Genomic DNA, 21,339 nt, shown 5'->3' on the forward strand with positions numbered 1-21,339 from the left:
TGTGCTGCTGACCGTGACGACGACCCACCGACCCGCGACCGACCTGGGCTACCTGCTGGTGAAGCACCCGGACCGGCTGCAGACCTTCGACGTCTCCTCCGGCCGGGCCCATGTCTTCTACCCTCAATGACACAGGCCTCGTCGTTGGAGACGCAGTCGGCCGGCGGCGGCCGAGGCGACGCCGGAGCGGTGCACGGCGGCGCTGCTGCTGGAGGTCGACCCCGCGAAGCTGCGCGGCAGCCGGGCCGGCGAGACGTTCTCGCTGCACCAGCACGTCAACGACCGGCCGTACGCGGCCTCCAGCCTGCTCTCGGCGGCGCTGGGCAAGGTGTTCCGCTCGGCGCTGCACGGCGACTCCCGCGACCGCCCGGAGCTGGCCGCGACGCCCATCCCGCTGGAGCTGCACATCCCGGCGCTGCGCTGCAAGGGCGACCCGGAAGAGCTCTTCGGGCCGCTGGGCTGGAGCGTCACGGCGACGCCGATCCCGTACGAGTGGGGGCTCAGCCGCTACGTCGACCTGCGACTCGCCGGCGTCCTGCGGCTCGCCGACGCGCTGAACCAGGTGTACGTGCTGCTACCGGTTCTCGACGACTTCAAGCACTACTGGGTCTCGCCGGACGAGGTCGAGAAGCTCCTGCGGGCCGGGACCGGATGGCTGGCCGCCCACCCGCGCAAGGCGCTGATCGCGAAGCGGTACCTGGCGCATCGCGCGGCGCTGACGTCGGCGGCGCTGGCCCGGCTCTCGGATTCTTCGGAAATGTCGGAATTGGCGGAGGAATCCGCGCCGCGACCGGAGTCGCTGCAGCTCCAGCGGCGCCGGGCGGTGCTCGACGCGCTGCGGGAATCCGGCGCGGCGCGCGTGCTCGACCTGGGCTGCGGCCCGGGGGCGCTGCTCGGCGAGCTGGCGCGCGAGCGGCAGTACACGGAGATCGTCGGCGCCGACGTGAGCACCGTGTCGCTGCAGATGGCCGCCCGCCGCCTCCACCTCGACCGGCTGCCGGAGCGCCAGCGCCACCGCATCCGGCTCCTGCAGACCGCCCTGACCTACCGCGACGACCGGCTCAAGGGCTTCGACGCCGCCGTGCTCATGGAGGTCGTCGAGCACGTCGACCCGCCCCGGCTGCCGGCGCTCGCGGCGAGCGTCTTCGGCCACGCGGCCCCGGCGACGGTGGTCGTGACCACGCCGAACGTGGAGTACAACGCGCTGTACCCGGGCCTGGCCCACGGCGGGATGCGCCACGCCGACCACCGCTTCGAGTGGGACCGGGCGCAGTTCGCCGGCTGGTGCGACGAGGTCGCGGCCCGCTACGGCTACCGGGTCACCCGGCGCGGCATCGGCCCCGAGGACCCGGGCGCCGGATCACCTACCCAGATGGCGGTGTTCCTCAAGTGAAGCTCCCCGAGCTCTGCCTCGTCGCCCTCGTCGGCGTCACCGGCTCCGGCAAGTCGACGTTCGCCCGGCGCCACTTCGCGCCGACCCAGGTGCTGTCCTCCGACGCGTTCCGGGCCATGGTCGCCGACGACGAGAACGACCAGTCGGCCTCCGGCGACGCCTTCGCCGCCCTGCACTACGTCGCCGGCAAGCGCCTGCGGGCCGGCCGGCTCACGGTCGTGGACGCCACCAACGTGCAGCCGCATGCCCGGCAGGCGCTGGTCGCCCTGGCCCGCGAGCACGACGTGCTGCCCGTGGCCATCGTGCTCGACATGCCCGAGGACGAATGCTGGGCGCGCACCCGGACCCGCCCGGACCGCGACTTCGGCCGCCCGGTGGTGGCCCGGCAGCACCGGGACCTGCGCCGCTCCCTGCGCTCGCTGAGCCGGGAGGGATTTCGGCAGGTCCACGTGCTGCGGGGAGTTTCCGAGATCGATGCCGCCACGATCGAGTACGAGCCATTGTTCAACAATCGCAAGGAACTGACCGGGCCGTTCGACATCATCGGCGACGTGCACGGTTGCCGGGCCGAGCTGGAGACGCTGCTGGATCGGCTCGGGTATGCGCTCTCCCGCGATGCTTCCGGCCGCCCGGTCGACGCCGCCCATCCTTCGGGCCGAACAGCGGTGTTCGTCGGCGACCTCGTGGACCGCGGGCCGGACTCGCCCGGTGTGCTGCGGCTGGTCATGGGGATGGTCGCGGCCGGGCACGCGCTGTGCGTGTCCGGCAATCACGAGGCCAAGCTGCTGCGGAAGTTGCGCGGTAAGAACGTCTCGCTGACGCACGGCCTCGCGGAGACGATGGCGCAGCTGGCCGAGGAGCCGGACTTCTCACCCATGTCGTTCCTGGACGGCTTGATCAGCCACTACGTGCTCGACGGCGGGCGGCTGGTCGTGGCGCACGCCGGGCTCAAGGAGGCGTACCACGGGCGCGCCTCCGGCCGGGTGCGCTCCTTCGCGCTGTACGGCGACACCACCGGCGAGACCGACGAGTACGGGCTGCCGGTGCGGTATCCGTGGGCGAACGAGTACCGCGGCCGGGCCATGGTCGTCTACGGCCACACCCCGACGCCCTCGCCGGAGTGGATCAACAACACCATCTGCGTCGACACCGGCTGCGTCTTCGGCGGCGCCCTGACCGCGCTGCGGTACCCGTCGCGCGAGCTGGTGTCGGTGCCGGCCGAGCGCACGTACTACGAACCGGTCCGCCCGCTGGCCCCGGCCGCCCCGGACGAGCCGGACGCGATGGATCTCGCCGACGTCACCGGGCGGCGCAGCCTGGAGACGCCGGCCGGGCGGGTCACCGTCGCGGCCGAAAACGCCGCGGCCGCCCTGGAGGTGATGAGCCGGTTCGCGGTCGACCCGGCGTGGCTGGTGTGGCTGCCGCCGACGATGGCGCCCGCGTCGACGTCGGCGCAGGAGGGGTACCTCGAGCACCCGGTCGAGGCCCTCGCCGACTACGCCCGCGCCGGCGTGCCGCGCGTGGTGTGCCAGGAGAAGCACATGGGTTCCCGGGCCGTGTTCAACGTGCGGCGGGACGGCGCGGGTGTGGTGTACACCCGCACGGGCCGGCCCTTCTTCCCCGACGTGGCCCCGCTGGTCGAGCGCGTCGTCGCGGCGATCGGCGGTGCCGGACTCTGGGACGAGCTCGGCACCGACTGGCTGCTGCTCGACGCCGAGGTGCTGCCGTGGTCGGCCAAGGCGGAGCCGCTCATCCGCGACCAGTACGCCAGTGTGGCCGCCGCGGCCGGAGCCGCCCTGCCCGCGGCCCGCTCCGCGCTCGCCGCGGCCGCCGGGCGCGGGATCGCGGTCGGGGACCTGGCCGAGCGCTTCGCGGCCCGGGAGGCGGCGATCGGGGCGTTCGCGGAGGTGTACCGGCGCTACTGCTGGCCGACCGACGGGCTGGCCGGCATCCGCCTCGCCCCGTTCCACGTGCTCGCCTCCGCCGGGGCGAACCATGCGCGCAACGGGCACGAGTGGCATCTGAGCGTGATGGACCGCCTGGTCGCGGCCGACCCGGAGCTGTTCACCACAACCCGGCGCCTGCTCGTCGACCCGGGTGACCCGGCCGGGGTGGCCGCGGCCGTCGACTGGTGGCTGGAGCTGACCGGCGCCGGCGGCGAGGGCATGGTCGTCAAGCCCGCCGAGGACGCCGGCCCGCGGGTGCAGCCGGCGATCAAGTGCCGCGGCCGGGAGTACCTGCGGATCATCTACAGCCCGGACTACACCGAGCCGGAGCGGCTCGCGGCCCTGCGCGGGCGCAACCTGGGGCGCAAACGCGGCCTGGCCCTGCGCGAGCAGGGTCTGGGCCTGGCCGCGCTCGACCTGCTGGCCGCCGGGGCGCCCGCCTGGCGCGTGCACCAGCTCGTTTTCGCGGTGCAGGCGTGCGAAAGCGAGCCGGTGGATCCACGGTTGTAAGAAGGCTCACGTACCCTGGTCATCCGTGGAAGAAAAGACGCGCGCCGTGGGCGACCTGCTCTCCCTCAACCCTCTTGACGCGAAGGGGCTGCTGAGCACGTTCGGCGTGATCGGCGTCTGGCTCATCATGTTCGTCGAGACCGGACTGCTCGTCGGCTTCTTCTTCCCCGGTGACTCCCTGCTGTTCCTGGCCGGCGTCGCCTCGTCGCCGGCCGCGACGGACCTGCTCGGCACCAAGCTGAGCCTGCCGCAGCTGCTCATCGGCGCCCCGATCTGCGCGATCGCGGGCGCCCAGCTGGGGCACTACCTGGGCGCCCGCTACGGCCGCCGGATGTTCGACCGGCCCAACTCGAAGATCTTCAAGAAGGAGTATGTCGAGAAGGCCGAGCACTACTTCGAGAAGTTCGGCCCGGCCAAGGCCGTGGTGCTCGCCCGCTTCATCCCGGTCGTGCGCACGTTCCTCAACCCGGTCGCCGGCGTCGTGGGCATGCCCGCCCGCCAGTTCTTCCTCTGGAACGTGGTCGGCGGCATCCTGTGGACCGACGGCATCATCTTCGTCGGGTGGGCCCTGGCCAAGCAGATCCGCGAACTGATCCCGCCGGAGAAGATCGACACGTACCTCCTGCCGGCCGTCCTGGTCATCGTCCTGATCTCCGCGCTGCCGATCTTCATCGAGGTCTTCCGCGGCTGGCAGGAGCGCCGCCGGTCAAAGGTCGCCGGTGCCGACCACGACCCGGCCAACGCCCAGACGGAGGTCCTGCCGGTCGTACCCCCGACGGAGCGCCGCGGCAGCCACCGCTGACGTCCCCGTACCCCGCCGCTCCTGGTCGCGCCCGATCGCGCCGCGTAGCGCTTCCTGACGCTCCGCGACCGGATCTGGAGATCGATTAGGATCGGCGGGGTAGGGTGGGAAAGCCGGAACGCCCCGCCGCCCGGACTCGCCCCGCCTCAGCCCGCACGCCTTCGCCCCTTCACCTTTCACCAGCTGCGATTGGGCGTGCCCGCTCGACCCGCACTCAGTTCCCGCGCCCCGGACACCGCGCCTGCGGCCCTGGCTGAAGGCGGAAACGGGCACGACGACCTGGTGGGTCAACGAACGCCGCCAGGAGCCCGAGATCAGTTCACTGTCGTGGGCGGCGAGTGGGTCAAGGAGCGTGGGCCGGAGCCCAAGCTCGCTGTCGTCGGTGAGCGTCCCGAGCCCCGCCGATGGCCGCCCGGCGCAGCACCTCGAGGCGCGATGACCCGCCCTTGGCTATCGGCCGGGTCATCGACGACGCGACGTCGACGAGCGTGAGCACCCGCGGCTGCCCGGTGGTCGCGTTCGAGTTCCCGAGCACGTCGAGCACCCTCGGCCCGTCGCCCATCGGGACGACCTGCACCGCAGCCCGCGAGACCCCGCTACCGGCGGCCCCGTCGACGCCCCGTCGACGCCCCGTCGACGCCCCGTCGACGCCTCGGAACCCGCGCCGCGTGAAAGCGTCGCGGTTGGCGAAGTCGGGGAGCGCGGCGCGCAGTGGTTCGGCTGTGGCCAGGTCCGTGGCCGGCCTGCCGCTGACCACGGCGAGCGGATAGACCCGTCCTATGGGGTGTGGTGGGCCGCCCCGCCGCCGTTGCGCTGCCGAGGTCACGGGCGGTCCAGCGGTTGAACGGAGCACGAGGGTAAGCAGGGCGGGTCATCGCGCCTCGAGGTGCTGCGCCGGGCGGCCGTCGGCGGGACTCGGGACGTTCACGGACGCGAGAATTTTCGGGCTCGTCCCGCACGCAAGCAGGAGCAGGCCGGCTCGGGGCAAGGGCAGGCGGAAGCGCGACCGGAACAGCGACAAGCGGAAGGAGCGGGCCGCGGCGACCGGAAGAGCAACCGGCGGAAGCGGCGGGCCGCGGCGACCGGAACAGCGACAGGCGGAAGCAGCGGGCCGCAGCGACCGGGAAAGCGGCAACGTGCGATGTCAGGCCGTGGCGCCTGGCGTCCGCAGCCAGTCCGTGGGCAGCGGCTCGGGCGGGCGGCCGAGGGCCAGCGCGTGGTACGTCAACCGCGCCGCCTCCTCAAGGTAGAACGCGCGCTTGTGCGCCAACTCCACCGACTCGGCCACGACCGAGCATCCGTGGCGGGACAGCACCACGCAGTTCACGTCGTCCTTGCACGCCGCGGCGGCCAGCGTCCCGACCTCGGGCCGGCCCGGTGGGACGAACGGAATGGTGGAAACCTGCCGCAGGTAGAAGGCGTGGTCGGTGGTGACCAGCCGGATCGGCTCGGCCAGAGCGTCGAGCAGCAGGACGGTCTGCGGGTGCAGGTGCACTACCGCGTTGACGTCCGGGCGGGTGCGGTACGTCTCGAGATGGAGCGCGAGCTCCGACGACGGCACGACCCCGACATTGCTGTCAAGGGCCGCGCCGTCGCTAATTCGGATCCGAACGAATGAACCGCGGTCGAGTCGGTCGAGCCATGTCCCGGCCGCGGTTACCCAGCATTCGTCCGCGCCTGGTGCCCGGGCGGAAAGATTGCCACCCGAGCCCACGACGAGTCCCGCCTGCACGACAGCGTGCCCGGCGTGGGCCAACTGGTCGCGCAGGTCCCCGGTCGGGTAGGTCACGAGGCCCTACCCGACGCTGTCGGCGGCATCTTCAGCGAGGGGCCTTCTTGGTCGCACGCTTGCGCGGCGGCGTCAGAAGGTCGGCGATGGTGCCGATCGCGGAGGGCACGAGGCGGTAGAACGCCCACACACCCCGCTTCTCGCGCTCCAGCAGACCGGCCTCAGTGAGGATCCGCAGGTGATGGCTCACCGTGGGCTGCGAGAGCCCGAGCGGGGCCGTCAGGTCACAAACACACGCCTCGCCGTCGGGAGCCGACTGGATCAGGCTCAGGAGCCGGAGTCGGGCCGGGTCGGCAAGCGCCTTCAGGACGCCGGCCAGACGCTCGGCGTCAGCGCGGTCAATCGGCTCGCCGGCAAGCGGCGAGATCTGGGGCAGGGTCATCTCAGCCAGCGCAGTTCCCACGTTTTCCATCCTTCCACCAACACCATCGACCCGCCTGCATATGCGCAGGTCCGAATCGACAATTTTTCAGCCCTGTTGGCCGAGGTCGGCCAACGAAAATGCTGAGCGATAGCTCAGCCCCGCGGCGCGAACCGCCTTTTCCGCGCCTCTATCGACGATAACGGCCACACCGACCACCTCGGCGCCCGCCTCTCGCAACGCCTCCACGGCAGTCAGCACACTTCCACCTGTAGTGGAGGTGTCCTCGACCGCCAGGACGCGCCGGCCGGCAACGTCGGGTCCTTCGATCCGGCGTTGCAGACCATGAGCCTTGTCACTCTTTCGGACGACGAACGCGTCCAGCGTCCGTCCCCCGCGGGCGGCCGCCGCATGCAGCATCGCGGTGGCCACCGGGTCCGCGCCGAGGGTCAGCCCTCCCACGGCGTCGAACTCCCAGTCGTCGACGAGATCGAGCAGGACCCGGCCGACCAACGGCGCACCAGCATGGTGCAGCGTCAAGCGACGAAGGTCCACATACCAGTCGGCAACTTGTCCGGACGACAGCGTGACCCGTCCGTGGACCACGGCAAGTTCACGTACGAGTTTCAGCAGGTCGTCACGGTCGGTCATGACCGAAGCGTACGCGCTAAAACTCCGTCGTGAATCGATGACCCGCACTCTCGCCGGAATTTAAGGCCGTCGAGGGGACGAGGGTGAATACGAAGGTGATCGCAGCGATCACCACGAGTGACGCGAGAGGCGACGGTGGCGGGGGATAACGATGCACCGATGCCCCGACGACGAATCCGAATCTTGCTCCTATTGGATCGTTGCAATGCTCGATACACGGCGCTGACCTGCATAAACACCCGAACGGCCAGGTGCCCTACCACCCGAATGCCCATGGGAGCGCTGCCATTCGGCCATCATCCGAACGTACGTGACCACTATCATGTTCAATACACAGCAAATTCAATGCTTGTCGTAGTGCAAACATCGATGCGCGACGTGCCCCGGTTGGGCGGTTAACGCTCCTGGTGACCGATGCGTCCCCTGGTGTCCTGGGACACCCGGTGGACGAGGCCCCGAGGGGCGTGGCGCATGCCGAAGACCGCCAGCTTGTACTTCCAGTCGGGCACGCTGACCATCCGCCCCCGGCGCAGGTCCTTCAGCCCCGCCCGCACCACCGCGCCGGCGTCCAGCCACATCCATGCGGGGGTCTTCGACATGTCGATGCCGGCCCGCTCGTGGAACTCCGTGCGGGTGTACCCGGGGCACAACGCCATGACCCGCACCCCCATCGGGCGCACGAGCTGGGCCTGCGACTCGCTGAAGTTCGTCACCCAGGCCTTGCCGGCCGGGTACGTCGAGCCCGGCATCAGTGCCGCGAACCCCGACGCCGACGAGACGTTGACGACGTCGCCCCGCCCCCGCTCGACCATCCCCGGCAGCGCCGCGAGCGTCAGCCGCATGACGGCGTGCACGTTGAGCCGCAGCAGCTCCTCCTCCAGCTCCACACTGGAGTGCAGGAAGGAGCGGTTGAGCGACCGCCCGGCGTTGTTGACGAGCATCTCGACCGGCCGGGCGGGATCGGTGAGCCGGGCCGCGACCGCGTCGCAGCCCTCGGCGGTGGCGAGGTCGGCCACCAGCACCTCGACGGGCACGGTCAGCTCGGCGGCGAGGGCCGTCAGCCGCTCCTCGCCGCGGGCCGCGAGGACGAGCTCGTAGCCCTCGGCGGCGAGCTGCCGCGCGAAGGCGGCGCCGATGCCCGCGGTTGCTCCGGTCACGAGTGCGGTACGCGTCACGGCCGGAGGGTAACAAGGGCCGGGCACCGGCCCGGCCCTTGTCAGAGGATCAGAAGCCCGGCTGGCCGGGGAGCGGCGGCTCCCACTGCTGTGGCTCCTTGCGGAAGTACGGGTGCGAGGACGGCAGCGCGAGCAGGATGATCGACAGCAGGATCGCGATGACCAGCAGGACGCTCAGCACCGTCGTGACCGGCTGGTACCACCCCGGGATGCCGGAGTACACGACGTCCTGATAGCGGTCCCAGTCCGGCAGCCGCGAGTTGGACTTGCGGCCGGCTTCCCAGAACGTCTTCGCGAAGAGGGTGCCGCCCAGGCCGACCACGCTGCAGCACAGCAGGAGGCCGCCGAGGACCCAGGTCAGCACCCGGCCGACCTGGTTGCCGCGGCTGACGAGATAGCCGAGCACCACCAGGATCACGATGAAGATGAAACCGAAGAGGGCCCCGACGGAGGACCCGATCCCCAGGCCGGCGTTGCTGCTGGTGCTGAGGCCGGCCTCCTCGTACAGCCTCTTCGTGTTCTCGGCGATCTTGCCCGCGTAGAGCAGCGCGATGACAACGCTGATGACCTCGATCGCGGCCGCCCCGAAGAGCGCGAATGCGGCGAGGGTGACGGTCGTCGGCCGGGCGCGTGGCGCCGGGGCCGGAGCGGCGAATGACATCGGGTGGATCTCCTCCCAGGAAGTCCCTGGGAATCACCGTATCGATGTCCGGCTAGTCCCGCAGCCTCTCCTGCGCGTAGCGCGCGACCGTCGTGCTGCTCATGATGCAGCCGCTGAACGTCTTCACCTCGCCGGACTGCCCGGCCAGCCGCTGCCAGGCGGCCCGCCCGGCCGCCGCGTCGGCGTGGGTGAGCAGCTCGGCGGCGTAGACACGCCCGGCCGGGGTGGCCTTGTCGAGCATCGCCTCCAGCCGGGGACGCAGCTCGCCCCCGTGCTGGCGCAAAGCCTCCTCGACGGTGAAGTAGGCCTTGGTGGCGGGCAGGAGGGCGCCGGCGATGCCGACCCCGCCGAACGCGAGCGTGTCCGCGCCGGCGAGGAGACGCAGCTCATCGTCGTACGCCTGCTTCTTCCACAGCATCGAGCCGTACCCTCCCACAGCCGTCTATCCGGCGTTCACCGTGAGCGCCTTCTTGTCGTCCGACAGGTCGACCAGCACGCGGTCGCCGTCCCTGATGTCGCCGGCCAGGAGCGCCCGGGCGAGCTGGTCGCCGATGGACGTCTGAACCAGGCGGCGCAGGGGCCGGGCGCCGTACACCGAGTCATACCCAAGACTGGCCAGCCAGTCACGCGCCGGGTCGGAGACCTCGAGCGTGAGCCGGCGGTCGGCCAGCCTCCGGCCCAATGCATTGAGCTGGATCTCTACGATCGCACGGAGATCGGCCTGCGACAATGCGTCGAACACCACCATGTCGTCGAGCCGGTTCACGAACTCGGGCTTGAAGTGGCCCCGCACCGCCGCGATCACGGCGTCCCGGCGCTGCTCGGCGTTGAGCGTCGGGTCGTCGGCGAGCACCTCCGAGCCCAGGTTCGAGGTAAGGATCAGGATCGCGTTGCGGAAGTCGACCGTGCGGCCCTGCCCGTCGGTGAGCCGGCCGTCGTCGAGGACCGCCAGGAGCACGTCGAACACGTCCGGGTGCGCCTTCTCGACCTCGTCGAGCAGCACGACCGTGTAGGGCCGGCGGCGCACCGCCTCCGTGAGCTGACCGCCCTCCTCGTAGCCGACGTAGCCGGGCGGCGCGCCGACGAGCCGCGCGACCGTGTGCTTCTCGCCGTACTCACTCATGTCGATTCGCACCATGGCGCGCTCGTCGTCGAACAGGAACTCCGCCAGCGCCTTGGCCAGCTCGGTCTTGCCGACGCCGGTCGGGCCGAGGAACAGGAAGCTGCCGGTCGGCCGGTCCGGATCGGCGATGCCGGCCCGCGCGCGGCGCACCGCGTCGGAGACCGCCTGGATCGCGCGGTCCTGCCCGATCACGCGGCTGCGCAGCGAGTCCTCCATGCGCAGCAGCTTCGCGGTCTCGCCCTCCAGGAGCCGGCCGGCCGGGATGCCCGTCCACGAGGCGACCACGGCGGCGATGTCGTCCGCGGAGACCTCCTCCTTGAGCATCGCGCCGGAGGACTGCAGGGCGGTGAGCTCGCTCTCGGCCTGCTCCAGCTCGTGCTGCAGCTGGGGGATCACGCCGTAGCGCAGCTCGGAGGCCCGGGCCAGGTCGCCGTCGCGCTCGGCCCGCTCGGCCTCGCCGCGCAGCTGCTCCAGCTGCTCCTTGGTGTTGGAGATCTTCTGGATGTGCGCCTTCTCGTTCTGCCAGCGGTCGGTGAGCGCGGTCAGCTGCTCGCGCCGGTCGGCGAGCTCGGCGCGCAGCCGCTGCAGCCGCTCGGCCGAGGCGGCGTCGGGCTCCTTGGCCAGCGCCATCTCCTCGATCTCGAGCCGGCGCACGCTGCGCTCGACCTCGTCCACCTCGGTCGGGCGCGAGTCGATCTCCATGCGCAGCCGGGAAGCCGCCTCGTCGACGAGGTCGATGGCCTTGTCCGGCAGGAAGCGGTCGGTGATGTACCGATCCGAGAGCGCGGCCGCCGCGACCAGCGCCGCGTCGGTGATCCGCACGCCGTGGTGGACCTCGTAGCGCTCCTTGAGCCCGCGCAGGATGCCGATGGTGTCCTCGGTGGACGGCTCGCCCACCACCACCGGCTGGAAGCGCCGCTCCAGGGCCGGGTCCTTCTCGATGTGCTCGCGATACTCGTCCAGGGTCGTCGCGCCGACCATGCGCAGCTCGCCGCGGGCCAGCATCGGCTTGAGCATGTTACCGGCGTCCATCGAGCCCTCGCCCTTGCCGGCGCCCACGACCGTGTGCAGCTCGTCGAGGAAGGTGATGACCTGGCCGTTGGAGCCCTTGATCTCCTCCAGCACCGACTTGAGGCGCTCCTCGAACTGGCCGCGATACTGCGCACCGGCGACCATCGCGCCGAGGTCGAGGCTCACCAGCCGCTTGTCACGCAGCGACTCCGGCACGTCCCCGGCCACGATGCGCTGGGCCAGGCCCTCCACGATCGCGGTCTTGCCGACGCCGGGCTCGCCGATGAGCACGGGGTTGTTCTTGGTGCGCCGGGACAGCACCTGGATCACCCGGCGGATCTCGGCGTCGCGGCCGATCACCGGGTCGATCTTGCCGTCGCGCGCGGACTGGGTCAGGTCGACGCCATACTTCTCCAGCGCCTGGAACGTCTGCTCCGGGTCGGCCGAGGTGACCTTCCGGTCGCCGCCGCGAACCTGCGGGAACGCCGCGACCAGGGTCTGCTCGGTCGCGCCGGCCTCCTTGAGCAGGGTCGCGACCGCCCCGCCGACGCGGGCCAGGCCGGCCAGCAGGTGCTCGGTGGAGGTGTACTCATCGCCCAGCGGCCGGGCGATCTGCTCGGCGGCCGCGATCGCGTTGGCGAACTCGCGGGCCACGTTGGGCTCCACGACGCTCGAACCGCGGGCGCTGGGCAGCCGCTCCACGGCGTGCAGGGCAGCGCGGCGGACGTCGGCCGGATTCGCGCCCACCGCGCGCAGCAGGCCGGCAGCGGTCGAGCCGCCCGTGTCCAGCAGCGCCAGCAGCAGGTGCCAGGCTTCAACGGTCGCGTGTCCGCGCTGGCTCGCCGTGTCCACGGCGGCCTTGATGACCTCGCGACTCTTGGTGGTCAGGCGTTCGGCGTTCATCGACTCCTCGTTCCAGTGCGTCCTTCAGGAGGTACGACACCAACGGGGTTGAGTCTATTCCACTCAAGTCTGAATTGCCGAGCGTCACCCGACTAACGCGCGGAGACCCCGACGTGCGCCCAGTCACAGCCCTGCTCGCGCACGGTGCACAGCCACACGTCGCCGGACTGCTGCGCGGGGTATCCCAGGATCGTGGTGTTGTCGAGGCGCCGGAGCCGGAAGACCAGGCGGGCGCCGGGGTCGCGGGTGCGGCGCTGGGCGAGGTCGACCACGAACACGCCCTGGTCGCTGGCGACCAGCAGGTTGTGCCCGGGCAGCGTCTCGGCCGAGAGGACCTGGGCGAGTTCGCGCATCCCGGTCGCCTCCACCCACTCGCCGGTGGTGGCCAGATGCGCGGCGAAGCGCGGCCCGACGAGCCAGACGTCCGCACCGTCGCCGGAGACCACGGGGCGTACGACCGCATTGGCCTCGATCGTGTGCGCGCTGCCCTGCGGTTTCCAGGTGCGGCCCCGGTCGGCGCTGCTCCAGGCGCTGATCGTCGTCCCGGCGGCCGGCGAGGCGGTGCCGCCCGGCGAGCGTCCCGCCAGCCACAGGGTGCCGTTCGCGGTGGCGGTCAGGCCGGTCCATTCGTACTGCCCGGAAGGGCGCGACGGCAGCGGTCCCCGGTTGCCGTCGTCGCCGACGACCCACGGCTGCGGGTCGGAGCAGCCGCTCGCCGCGGCGTCCTGGCAGCCGACCGAGTATTGCGGGTCGGCCAGGTTCGTCTCGACCGGTGCCGGCGTCAGCGGCCGCCGCTCGAACGTGCGCCCGGCGTCCTTCGAGATGAAGTACCCGTCCGGCGCCGCCTTGACGATCAGCACGTTGCCGCGCCCGAGTCGCATGTCGACGTCGATCGCGTCGTCGAAGGGCAGCTTGCGCCCCACCCAGCTGTATCCGCCGTCGAGGGTGACCGCCAGCCCGGCCTGGCAGGCCCGCCCGGCCACGCACGAGGTGAACAGCGCATATCCGGTGGACGGGTCGGCGAACTCGACCCCGCGGGGCGAGGTCCCCTTCGGCACCGGTACCACGTTCTGCCGGTCGTGCGGGTCGTCGGGCGGGTTGGCGGTGGGCAGGTCCTCGTAGGACACGTCGTCGCTGGGCACCGCCTCCGGCTGGGATGTGCTGTTCGGCGCGCACGAGCCCGCGCTCAGCGTCGCGACCAGGGCGGCGGCGAGCCCGAGCGCCAGGGCCCGGCGACGCCGCCTCACCAACGCCAGCGCCAGAATCGGCGCTGGTAACGCACCCGCACCCTGCTGCTACGCACCTCGCCGCCGATCCGCAGCACGATGCCCGAGCCGACGCCCGAGCGATCGGCGTCGTGGGCGGCCGGCACCTTCTGCTGCAGCGAGCTCGAGTGCGGCGCGATGCTGTCGATGTCGGCCGTCGCCCCACGCGGCAGCACCAGGTCGATCGAGCTGGAGCGCGCGTCCAGCTGCACCTCGACGAGCTGCGAGCTGAAGACCGCCTCGGTGAAGTCGAGCTTGACCGAGCCCGCCCGCGTGCTGATCATCAGCCGCCGCGGCACCGTCCACCGCCCGGTCCGCTTGAGACTCGACGAGTGATTGCGGATCTCCTGCTGGTCCTTCGGCGCGATCGCGCCCTTTTGCGGCAGGTCCCCGACAAACGGCTCGACCTCGCCGAACGTCCGTGAACGCAGCACGCCGTCGACCCGCTCCTCGAATTCGGCAAGGGTCAGCCGTCCCTCGGCGACAGCGGCGTTGAGCTGGGCTACCACGATCTCCCGCTCGGCGTCGGAGATACGCATGTCCGGGCGGTCCGTGCTCACGACGTCACTGTAGACCTCATCGCGAGTCATTGACATCCTGCGTTTCGCCGCCCCTTTAGGCGGAAATATCCACCTATTTTCGGGTTTACCGAGAGTAAGTACCTCGTCCGCCTCTTCCCATACAACCTGATGGCGGGCTAAGTTGTCGCGGGAACCAGGACCCTGGCGATGTGGCGGCGCATCGCCCGGTTACGGCCCGCTGGCCACGGGAGCTGATGGTGAGCGTGACACAGGCGGGATTCCGGGGCTTCGAGAACCCGGTCGACCCTACTCCAGCCGAACTGCGCGCGTGGGCCTACCACCCGGACGCCTCGCTGCTGGAGACCATGCCGCCCGACTGGGATCTCCTGGTCGCCGGCGACCGCCTGATCGGCACCCTCTTCGAGCTGGCCATGGACCCGGCCTGCCCGGCGCGGCGGTTCGCCCTGCACTGCATGTACATCTACGCGGCCGACGGCATCCGCACGCATTTCCGCGCCCACCCGAAGCGCCGCCTGAAGAAGTTCGTGGAGCAGGCCGAGGAGAACGGCGACGAGCTGCTCACGACGTGGGCCCACAACGCCCGCATGCTGCTGGCCCGCCCGGACCTCTTCGACTACCACGACTGGTGCGAGGGCGGCCTGGTTCGCCAGCCCCGCCGGATCAGCTGAAACCGGCGCCGGCTCGCGCTTTGACGGCGAGGGGCGGCCTGACGGCCACGCAGGCACGGACAGAACTCCGAAGGGCGCCTCGACAGATGAGACGCCCCTCGGATGACCACACCCCTTGCACAGACGCTCCGGTCAGCCTCCGGAACGACCGCACCATTCCCTGATGGTGTGGTGCCCCGGCCGGGGCCGGGTCAAACGTTCTTTGCCGGGCGCCACACCACCAGCGCCGTCTGGTGCTGGTTCGACGGGACCAGGTCGCGGCGCGGGAAGCCCGCCGCCTCGATCTGGGCCAGCCTCGCGCGGGTGCGGGCCAGTTCGGCCTGCAGGTCGGCCACCCGCTGCCGCAGGTCGCCGACCAGGCCCTCAAGCTCGATGATCCGCTTGATGCCGGCGAGGTTGACGCCCTCCTCCTGGCTGAGGCGCTGGACCTCCCGCAGCAGCACGACGTCGCGCTCGCTGTAGCGGCGGCCGCCGCCGGCCGTGCGGCCGGGCTGCACCAGACCCATGCGGTCGTACTGCCGCAGGGTCTGCGGGTGCATCCCGGCCAGCCGGGCGGCGATGGAGATGATCAGCACCTTGGCATCGGACGCCTCGAGGACGGCATTGAAGCTGACGTACACCTCGCGCTCGAGATTCTCGTCACCGTTCATAGCTGCTGTGCTCCCGTGCGATCGCGTCGAGCCGCTCCCTCGGGGGCGGCGGCGCCGCGGCCGCATAGTCGGACAGGGCCTTCCGGGCCGCCTCGGACAGCTCGGCCGGCACGTGGACGTCGATGGTGACCAGCAGGTCACCGACGTTTCCGTCGCGCCGGGCGACGCCCTTGCCGCGCACCCGCAGCGTCCGGCCGCTCGGCGTGCCCGGGGGCACCCTGAGCGTCACGGTCGCGTCGAGCGTCGGCACGCGCAGGTCGGCCCCGAGGGCGGCCTCCGCGAACGTCACCGGCACCGTCAGCGTCAGGTCGTCACCGCTGCGGCCGAAGACCGGATCGGGTCGGACCTTGATGAGCACGAACAGGTCGCCGGGCGACCCGCCCCGGGCGCCGGGCTCGCCCCGGCCGGCCAGGCGGATGCGCTGGCCGTCGGAGACGCCGGCGGGGATCCGCACGTTGATCGTGCGGGTCTTGGTGACCCCGCCGGTGCCGTGGCACTCCGGGCACTTCTCCTCGACGATGGTGCCGACGCCCTGGCACTCGCGGCAGGGCTCGGTGAAGCTGAACGAGCCCTGGTTGCTGCTGACCACGCCGAGGCCGCGGCACTTGGGGCAGGTCCGGGGGGACGTGCCGGGGGCCGCGCCGTTGCCGTGGCAGGTTTCGCAGGTGCCGGGTGTGCGCAGGGTGATGGGCAGCGTCGCCCCCTGCACCGCGTCGGCGAAGTTGAGCACGACCTCGGTCTCGACGTCGCGCCCGCGGCTGCGACGGCCCGTCGTGGGCGCCGCTCCGCCTCCCGAGAAGATCGAGCTGAACAGGTCCGAGAAGCCGGCCCCGCCGAAGCGCCGGTCGCCACCGACGGTCGCGCCGCCGGCGCCCCCGCCCGCACCCGCGCCCGCGTTGCCGAACAGGTCGCTGAAGTCGAACCCCGGCCCGCCCGCGCCCGCCGGGCCGCCGGCCCGGGCGTTGCGACGGAACTGACCGGCGCCGAACAGCGACCGCATCTCGTCGTACTCCTTGCGCCGCGCCGGGTCGGAGAGCACGTCGTATGCCTCCGACACCGCCTTGAACTGCTCCTCGGCCGCCGCGTTGTTCGGGTTGCGGTCGGGGTGCAGCTCACGCGCGAGCTTGCGGTACGCCTTCTTGATCTCGTCGGTGGGAGCGGATTTGGTGACGCCCAGAACCGCGTAGAAATCCTTCTCCAACCAGTCCTTCGAACTCATTGCGCCACCTCCTCCAGGCGTTCGTCTACTCCGGGTCGGCGACCGCGACCAGGGCCGGTCGCAGCAGCCGCTCGCCGAGGAGGTAGCCGCGCCGCATCACGTCGATGCAGGTCGGCTCGGTCACCTCGGCCGAGGTCAGGTGGGCCACCGCCTCGTGGCGGGTGGGATCGAACGGGTCGCCCTTGGCTCCGAAGACGGTCAGCCCGAACTTGGTCAGCGCGGTGGTCAGCTGCTCCGCCACCGCCCCGAACGGCCCGACCAGGTCGCCGTGATCGCGCGCCCGGTCGAGATCGTCGAGGACGGGCAGCAGCGCGCCCAGGACGTTGGCGCTGGCCTGCTCGACCACCATTGCCCGGTCGCGGTCGACCCGCTTGCGGTAGTTGGCGTACTCCGCGGTGACCCGCTGCAGGTCCCGCGTGCGCTCGTCGAGATCGGTGCGCAGGGCCGCCAGCTCCGCGCCCAGCCCGTGCTGGTGCGCGTCGTCGGTGGTGCCCTGCGCGGCCGCCTGGTTCGGACCCTCGTCGGGGGCGTGGACCGTGAACTCCTCGTCGACGATCTCGCCCTCGACCGGCTTCTCCTCTTCCGGCTCCTCCGGGGCCGGGGCCGTCACGGTCTCCTCGACCGTGCCGGCCCTCTCGGCCTCCGGCGCCTCCGGCGCGGCCGGCTCCTTGGCATCCGTCACTTCTTGTTGTCCTCGTCGATGATCTCGGCGTCCACGACGTCGTCCGGGCCGGACGCGGAGCCGGCACCGGTCGTGCCGCCCGCGGCCCCGGCGGCGCCGCTCGCGTCACCCGCGGCCTGCTGGCGCTGCTGCTCGTACAGCGCGCTGCCGGCCTGCTGCGAGACCTGCGCGAGCTTCTCGTGCGCGGCCTTGATCCGCTCGGTGTCGTTGCCGCCGAGCGCGCTGCGCAGGTCGCCCAGCGCCTCGTTCATCTGGTCGCGGGCGTCGGCGGGGATCTTGTCACCGCTCTCGGCCAGGAACTTCTCGGTCTGCCACTGCAGGGCCTCGGCGAGGTTGCGGGTCTCGGCGTCCTCGCGGCGGCGCTTGTCCTCGTCCGCGTGCTCCTGCGCGTTGCGCATCATGCGCTCGATGTCGTCCTTCGGCAGCGCCGAGCCGCCGGTGATCGTCATCGACTGCTCCTTGCCCGTGCCCAGGTCCTTGGCGGACACGTGCACGATGCCGTTGGCGTCGATGTCGAAGGTGACCTCGATCTGCGGCACGCCGCGCGGCGCCGGCGGGATGCCGGTCAGCTCGAAGGTGCCGAGGCGCTTGTTGTCCGCGGCCATCGGGCGCTCGCCCTGGAAGACCTGGATGAGCACCGAGGGCTGGTTGTCGTCCGCGGTGGTGTAGACCTCGGAGCGCTTGGTCGGGATGGTCGTGTTGCGCTCGACCAGCTTGTGCATGATGCCGCCCTTGGTCTCGATGCCCAGCGACAGCGGGGTGACATCGAGCAGCAGGACGTCCTTGACCTCGCCCTTGAGCACGCCGGCCTGCAGGGCGGCGCCGACGGCGACGACCTCGTCCGGGTTGACGCCCTTGTTGGGCTCCTTGCCGGTGAGCTGCTTGACCAGGTCGGTCACGGCCGGCATGCGGGTCGAGCCGCCGACCAGGATGACGTGGTCGAGGCTGGAGACATTGATCCCGGCGTCCTTGATCGCGGACTCGAACGGCACCTTGGTGCGGTCGAGCAGGTCCTGCGTCATCCGCTGGAACTCCGCGCGCGACAGCTGGGTGTCCAGGTGCAGCGGGCCGTCGGGGCCGGCGGTGATGTAGGGCAGGTTGATCGACGTGGTGGTCGCCGCGGACAGCTCGATCTTGGCCTTCTCGGCGGCCTCACGCAGACGCTGCATCGCCATCTTGTCGGCGGACAGGTCGATGCCGTGCTGACCGCGGAAGGTCTTGACCAGGTGGTCGATGATCCGCTCGTCCCAGTCGTCACCACCGAGGTGGTTGTCGCCGGAGGTCGACTTGACCTCCACGACGCCCTCGGCGAGCTCCAGGACGGAGACGTCGAAGGTGCCGCCGCCGAGGTCGAAGACCAGGACGGTCTGCTCCTTCGAGCCCTTGTCCAGGCCGTAGGCCAGGGCCGCCGCGGTGGGCTCGTTGACGATGCGCAGGACGTTGAACCCGGCGATCTCGCCGGCCTCCTTGGTGGCGGTGCGCTGCGCGTCGTTGAAGTATGCCGGCACGGTGATGACCGCGTCGGTGATCTGCTCGCCCAGGTAGGCCTCGGCGTCGCGCTTGAGCTTCATGAGGACCCGCGCGGAGATCTCCTGCGGGGTGTACTTCTTGCTGTCGATGTCGATGGCCCAGTTGGTGCCCATCTCACGCTTGACGGAGCGGATGGTCCGGTCCGGGTTGGTGACGGCCTGCCGCTTGGCGACCTCACCGACGAGGACCTCGCCGTTGCGGGCGAACGCGACGATCGACGGCGTCGTGCGCGCACCTTCGGCGTTGGCGATGACGCTGGGCTCGCCGCCCTCCAGGACACTGACCACCGAGTTGGTGGTTCCGAGGTCGATGCCGACCGCACGTGCCATAGCTGCTTGACCTCCATGCGGCAGCAGGCGTTTGACCGCCGGCTGCGAAGTTGAGTGACTGTCACTCAATAGTGCCACGTGACTCTCGATCGTCAAGTGGAACCTTGAGCCTGCCAGACGCAACCGTGAAATGCCCCGGGTGATTCCCGGTGTGTGATTGCGCTCGGTGGCATCGATGCTCACGTGCGTCGCATAGCGCTGACGAGCCACATCGGGGACGATTTACCCGTGACCACACAGGGCGAGTCGGTGTCCGCCCGGTCGACGGGGCCGATCCATTCGTCGGAGGCCAAGTCGTCCGGTCAGCCACCGAGCCCCCGCCGACCGGAGGATTCGCTCGCCGGCGCCCTCGCCGACCTGCGTGACACCGTCAAGGCGACCCGCTTCGCCCTGCCACTGCCCAGCGCCGAGCGCGCCGGGACCGTGGCCGCGGGCATGGTCGCCCAGCTCGACGACTACCTGCTGCCCCGGCTGGAACGGCTCGACGCGCCCCTGCTCGTCGTGGTCGGCGGCTCCACCGGCGCCGGCAAGTCCACGCTGATCAACAGCCTGGTCCGGACCCCGATCAGCCCCGCCGGGGTGCTGCGGCCGACGACCCGCGCGCCCGTCCTGGTCTGCCACCCGGCCGACATGTCGTGGTTCTCCCGCGCCAACGTGCTGCCCTCGCTGGCCCGCACCGCCGGACCGAACAGCGACCCGCGCTCGCTGCAGGTCGTCTCGGCGCCCGCCCTGACCCCCGGCCTCGCCCTGCTCGACGCGCCCGACATCGACTCCGTGGTGGACGCCAACCGGCAGCTCGCCGGACAGCTGCTCGCCGCGGCCGACCTGTGGCTGTTCGTCACCACCGCCGCCCGCTACGCCGACGCCGTGCCCTGGGGCATGCTGCGCACCGCCCGCGACCGGGGCACCGCCGTCGCGCTGGTGCTCGACCGGGTGCCCGGAAGCGACGCGGCCGCGGAGATCGGCCCGCACCTGCAGCAGATGCTGACCGAGCAGAAGCTGGGCGGCGTGCCGCTGTTCGTGCTCCCCGAGACCCGCCTCGACAGCCAGGGCCTGCTCGGCGAGGCGCAGATCGCGGGCCTGCACGACTGGCTCGCCCGCCTCGCCCGCGACGCCGAACTGCGGGCCGCCGTCGTACGCCAGACGGTCGGCGGGGCGATCGACGCGTTCACCGTCGACGTCGTCATCCTGGCCGCCGCGGCCGAGGACCAGGTCGCGGCGGCGATGACGCTCGACGAGGCGGTGCTCGTCGCGTATCGCGCGGCGACGGAGTCGCTCGACAGGGGCATCCACGACGGGGCGCTGCTGCGCGGCGAGGTGCTCGCGCGCTGGCAGGAGCTCGTCGGCACCGGCGACATCATGCGGGCGCTCCAGGCGCGGGTCGGCAAGCTGCGCGACCGGGCCGTCGCCGCGCTCACCGGGCGTCCGGCACCGGGGGAACAATTCCAGGAGGCGCTCGGCACAGGGCTCGCGGTGCTGCTCAAGGGGGCCGCCACCGATGCCGCCGAGCGCGCCGGCACCGCCTGGCGGGCGCACCCGGCCGGGGCCGCGCTGCTGGACGCCGCGCCCAACCTCGTACACCCCTCCGACGACCTCGACGAGCGCATCGACCGGATCATCCGCGACTGGCAGCGCTCGGTGCTGGAGCTGGTGCGCACCGAGGCCGGCGACAAGCGGGTGGTCGCCAAGGCCAGCGCCTACGCGGTCAACGCGACCGGCCTGCTGGTCATGGTCAGCGTCTTCACCGCCACGGCGTTCATCCCGACCGGCGCGGAGATCGCGGTCGCCGGGGGCACCACGATCGCGGCCCAGAAGGTCCTCGAGGCGGTCTTCGGCGACCAGGCCGTCCGGTCCCTGGCCGAGCGGGCCCGCAACGCGCTCGCCGAGCGGGTCACGGCGCTCTTCGACGCCGAGGCCGAGCGCTTCCGCCGCGCGCTGGCCGGCGCCGGCGTCGACGAGGAGCTCTCGCCGCGCCTGCGCGCCCTGAGCGTGGCCATCCACAACGCCCGGCCGGAGGTGGATCGGACATGAGCCCGGTCCCATGCGCCCCCAGCGCAACCATCCACAACGCACGCCCGGAGGTGGATCGGACATGAGCCCGATTCCGTGCCTTCCCGGCGCGACCATCC

The 21,339-nt window shown here is 71.4% G+C and carries 18 protein-coding genes and 1 pseudogene; 5 read left to right on the top strand and 14 right to left on the bottom strand.

Annotation, left to right across the window (positions count from 1 at the left end; genetic code table 11):
* Position 1: 1 nt before the first annotated feature.
* The 3 genes and pseudogenes from ACQPY0_RS58375 to ACQPY0_RS58385 all read left to right on the top strand — a co-directional run bounded on the left by ACQPY0_RS58375 (position 2) and on the right by ACQPY0_RS58385 (position 4,651).
* Positions 2 to 1,393: pseudogene (locus tag ACQPY0_RS58375) on the top strand (3' terminal RNA ribose 2'-O-methyltransferase Hen1).
* A complete protein-coding gene (locus ACQPY0_RS58380) occupies positions 1,390 to 3,849 on the top strand; it encodes a polynucleotide kinase-phosphatase (RefSeq protein WP_432982412.1) in 2,460 nt (819 codons plus the stop codon). The pseudogene ACQPY0_RS58375 and the gene ACQPY0_RS58380 overlap by 4 nt, the downstream one beginning before the upstream one ends.
* 25 nt (positions 3,850 to 3,874) lie before the next feature.
* Complete coding sequence (locus tag ACQPY0_RS58385) at positions 3,875 to 4,651, top strand: DedA family protein (RefSeq protein WP_432982415.1); 777 nt, start codon at positions 3,875 to 3,877, stop codon at positions 4,649 to 4,651.
* Positions 4,652 to 4,994: 343 nt separating this feature from the next.
* Here ACQPY0_RS58385 and ACQPY0_RS58390 read toward each other — a convergent pair whose 3' ends face one another.
* The 10 genes from ACQPY0_RS58390 to ACQPY0_RS58435 form a co-directional block, all read right to left on the bottom strand.
* Positions 4,995 to 5,408 carry a hypothetical protein gene (locus ACQPY0_RS58390; protein WP_432982418.1) on the bottom strand — a complete coding sequence of 138 codons (414 nt, stop codon included), beginning with the start codon at positions 5,406 to 5,408 and terminating at the stop codon, positions 4,995 to 4,997.
* Between the two features lie 387 nt (positions 5,409 to 5,795).
* Positions 5,796 to 6,440: a class II aldolase/adducin family protein gene (locus ACQPY0_RS58395; RefSeq protein ID WP_432982421.1), complete on the bottom strand. Its 645-nt coding sequence runs from the start codon at positions 6,438 to 6,440 to the stop codon at positions 5,796 to 5,798.
* 31 nt (positions 6,441 to 6,471) lie between these two features.
* Entirely contained in the window at positions 6,472 to 6,852 is a 381-nt protein-coding gene (locus ACQPY0_RS58400) for an ArsR/SmtB family transcription factor (protein ID WP_190248465.1), read from the bottom strand.
* 57 nt (positions 6,853 to 6,909) lie between these two features.
* Positions 6,910 to 7,452: an orotate phosphoribosyltransferase gene (gene pyrE / locus ACQPY0_RS58405; protein WP_432982424.1), complete on the bottom strand. Its 543-nt coding sequence runs from the start codon at positions 7,450 to 7,452 to the stop codon at positions 6,910 to 6,912.
* 395 nt (positions 7,453 to 7,847) lie between these two features.
* Positions 7,848 to 8,627, bottom strand: a complete 780-nt coding sequence (locus tag ACQPY0_RS58410) for an SDR family NAD(P)-dependent oxidoreductase (protein ID WP_432982427.1) — start codon at positions 8,625 to 8,627, stop codon at positions 7,848 to 7,850.
* 49 nt (positions 8,628 to 8,676) lie between these two features.
* Entirely contained in the window at positions 8,677 to 9,288 is a 612-nt protein-coding gene (locus tag ACQPY0_RS58415) for a hypothetical protein (RefSeq protein WP_432982430.1), read from the bottom strand.
* A gap of 52 nt (positions 9,289 to 9,340) precedes the next feature.
* Complete coding sequence (locus ACQPY0_RS58420) at positions 9,341 to 9,706, bottom strand: hypothetical protein (protein WP_432982433.1); 366 nt, start codon at positions 9,704 to 9,706, stop codon at positions 9,341 to 9,343.
* Positions 9,707 to 9,730: 24 nt separating this feature from the next.
* Positions 9,731 to 12,325, bottom strand: a complete 2,595-nt coding sequence (gene clpB, locus ACQPY0_RS58425; RefSeq protein WP_432982436.1) for an ATP-dependent chaperone ClpB — start codon at positions 12,323 to 12,325, stop codon at positions 9,731 to 9,733.
* Between the two features lie 92 nt (positions 12,326 to 12,417).
* The gene (locus ACQPY0_RS58430) at positions 12,418 to 13,572 is read right to left on the bottom strand and encodes a hypothetical protein (RefSeq protein ID WP_432982439.1); all 1,155 of its coding nucleotides are present in this window, start codon (positions 13,570 to 13,572) and stop codon (positions 12,418 to 12,420) included.
* Positions 13,569 to 14,150, bottom strand: a complete 582-nt coding sequence (locus ACQPY0_RS58435; RefSeq protein ID WP_432982442.1) for a DUF1707 SHOCT-like domain-containing protein — start codon at positions 14,148 to 14,150, stop codon at positions 13,569 to 13,571. Before ACQPY0_RS58435 ends, ACQPY0_RS58430 begins: the two co-directional genes overlap by 4 nt.
* Before the next feature lie 218 nt (positions 14,151 to 14,368).
* On the opposite strand from ACQPY0_RS58435, the gene ACQPY0_RS58440 reads away from it, so the two are divergent.
* On the top strand, positions 14,369 to 14,800 hold the full coding sequence (locus ACQPY0_RS58440; protein WP_432982445.1) for a hypothetical protein: 432 nt from the start codon (positions 14,369 to 14,371) through the stop codon (positions 14,798 to 14,800).
* A gap of 191 nt (positions 14,801 to 14,991) precedes the next feature.
* Here the strand turns inward: ACQPY0_RS58440 and ACQPY0_RS58445 are convergent, their stop codons facing one another.
* From ACQPY0_RS58445 to dnaK, 4 genes are read right to left on the bottom strand one after another with little or no spacing between them, the layout of a single operon-like run.
* On the bottom strand, positions 14,992 to 15,450 hold the full coding sequence (locus ACQPY0_RS58445; RefSeq protein WP_432982448.1) for a heat shock protein transcriptional repressor HspR: 459 nt from the start codon (positions 15,448 to 15,450) through the stop codon (positions 14,992 to 14,994).
* Positions 15,440 to 16,669, bottom strand: coding sequence for a molecular chaperone DnaJ (gene dnaJ / locus ACQPY0_RS58450; RefSeq protein ID WP_432982451.1), 1,230 nt, complete (start codon positions 16,667 to 16,669; stop codon positions 15,440 to 15,442). Before dnaJ ends, ACQPY0_RS58445 begins: the two co-directional genes overlap by 11 nt.
* Before the next feature lie 25 nt (positions 16,670 to 16,694).
* A complete protein-coding gene (gene grpE, locus ACQPY0_RS58455) occupies positions 16,695 to 17,351 on the bottom strand; it encodes a nucleotide exchange factor GrpE (protein WP_432982454.1) in 657 nt (218 codons plus the stop codon).
* Positions 17,348 to 19,210, bottom strand: coding sequence for a molecular chaperone DnaK (dnaK, locus tag ACQPY0_RS58460; protein WP_432982457.1), 1,863 nt, complete (start codon positions 19,208 to 19,210; stop codon positions 17,348 to 17,350). The genes grpE and dnaK overlap by 4 nt, the downstream gene beginning before the upstream one ends.
* 228 nt (positions 19,211 to 19,438) lie before the next feature.
* Here dnaK and ACQPY0_RS58465 point away from each other — a divergent pair, with 228 nt between their 5' ends.
* A complete protein-coding gene (locus ACQPY0_RS58465) occupies positions 19,439 to 21,241 on the top strand; it encodes a dynamin family protein (protein ID WP_432982460.1) in 1,803 nt (600 codons plus the stop codon).
* Positions 21,242 to 21,339 lie beyond the last annotated feature (98 nt).

The organism is Dactylosporangium sp. CA-233914 (assembly GCF_050942935.1).
Classification (GTDB): Bacteria; Actinomycetota; Actinomycetes; order Mycobacteriales; family Micromonosporaceae; genus Dactylosporangium.

Bases quoted from the DNA above. Each gene is read 5' to 3' on its own strand.
- ACQPY0_RS58415 (WP_432982430.1), bottom strand. From the start codon at position 9,288: ATGTCATTCGCCGCTCCGGCCCCGGCGCCACGCGCCCGGCCGACGACC.
- dnaJ (WP_432982451.1), bottom strand. From the start codon at position 16,669: ATGAGTTCGAAGGACTGGTTGGAGAAGGATTTCTACGCGGTTCTGGGC.
- pyrE (WP_432982424.1), bottom strand. From the start codon at position 7,452: ATGACCGACCGTGACGACCTGCTGAAACTCGTACGTGAACTTGCCGTG.
- clpB (WP_432982436.1), bottom strand. From the start codon at position 12,325: ATGAACGCCGAACGCCTGACCACCAAGAGTCGCGAGGTCATCAAGGCC.
- ACQPY0_RS58420 (WP_432982433.1), bottom strand. From the start codon at position 9,706: ATGCTGTGGAAGAAGCAGGCGTACGACGATGAGCTGCGTCTCCTCGCC.
- dnaK (WP_432982457.1), bottom strand. From the start codon at position 19,210: ATGGCACGTGCGGTCGGCATCGACCTCGGAACCACCAACTCGGTGGTC.
- ACQPY0_RS58400 (WP_190248465.1), bottom strand. From the start codon at position 6,852: ATGGAAAACGTGGGAACTGCGCTGGCTGAGATGACCCTGCCCCAGATC.
- ACQPY0_RS58445 (WP_432982448.1), bottom strand. From the start codon at position 15,450: ATGAACGGTGACGAGAATCTCGAGCGCGAGGTGTACGTCAGCTTCAAT.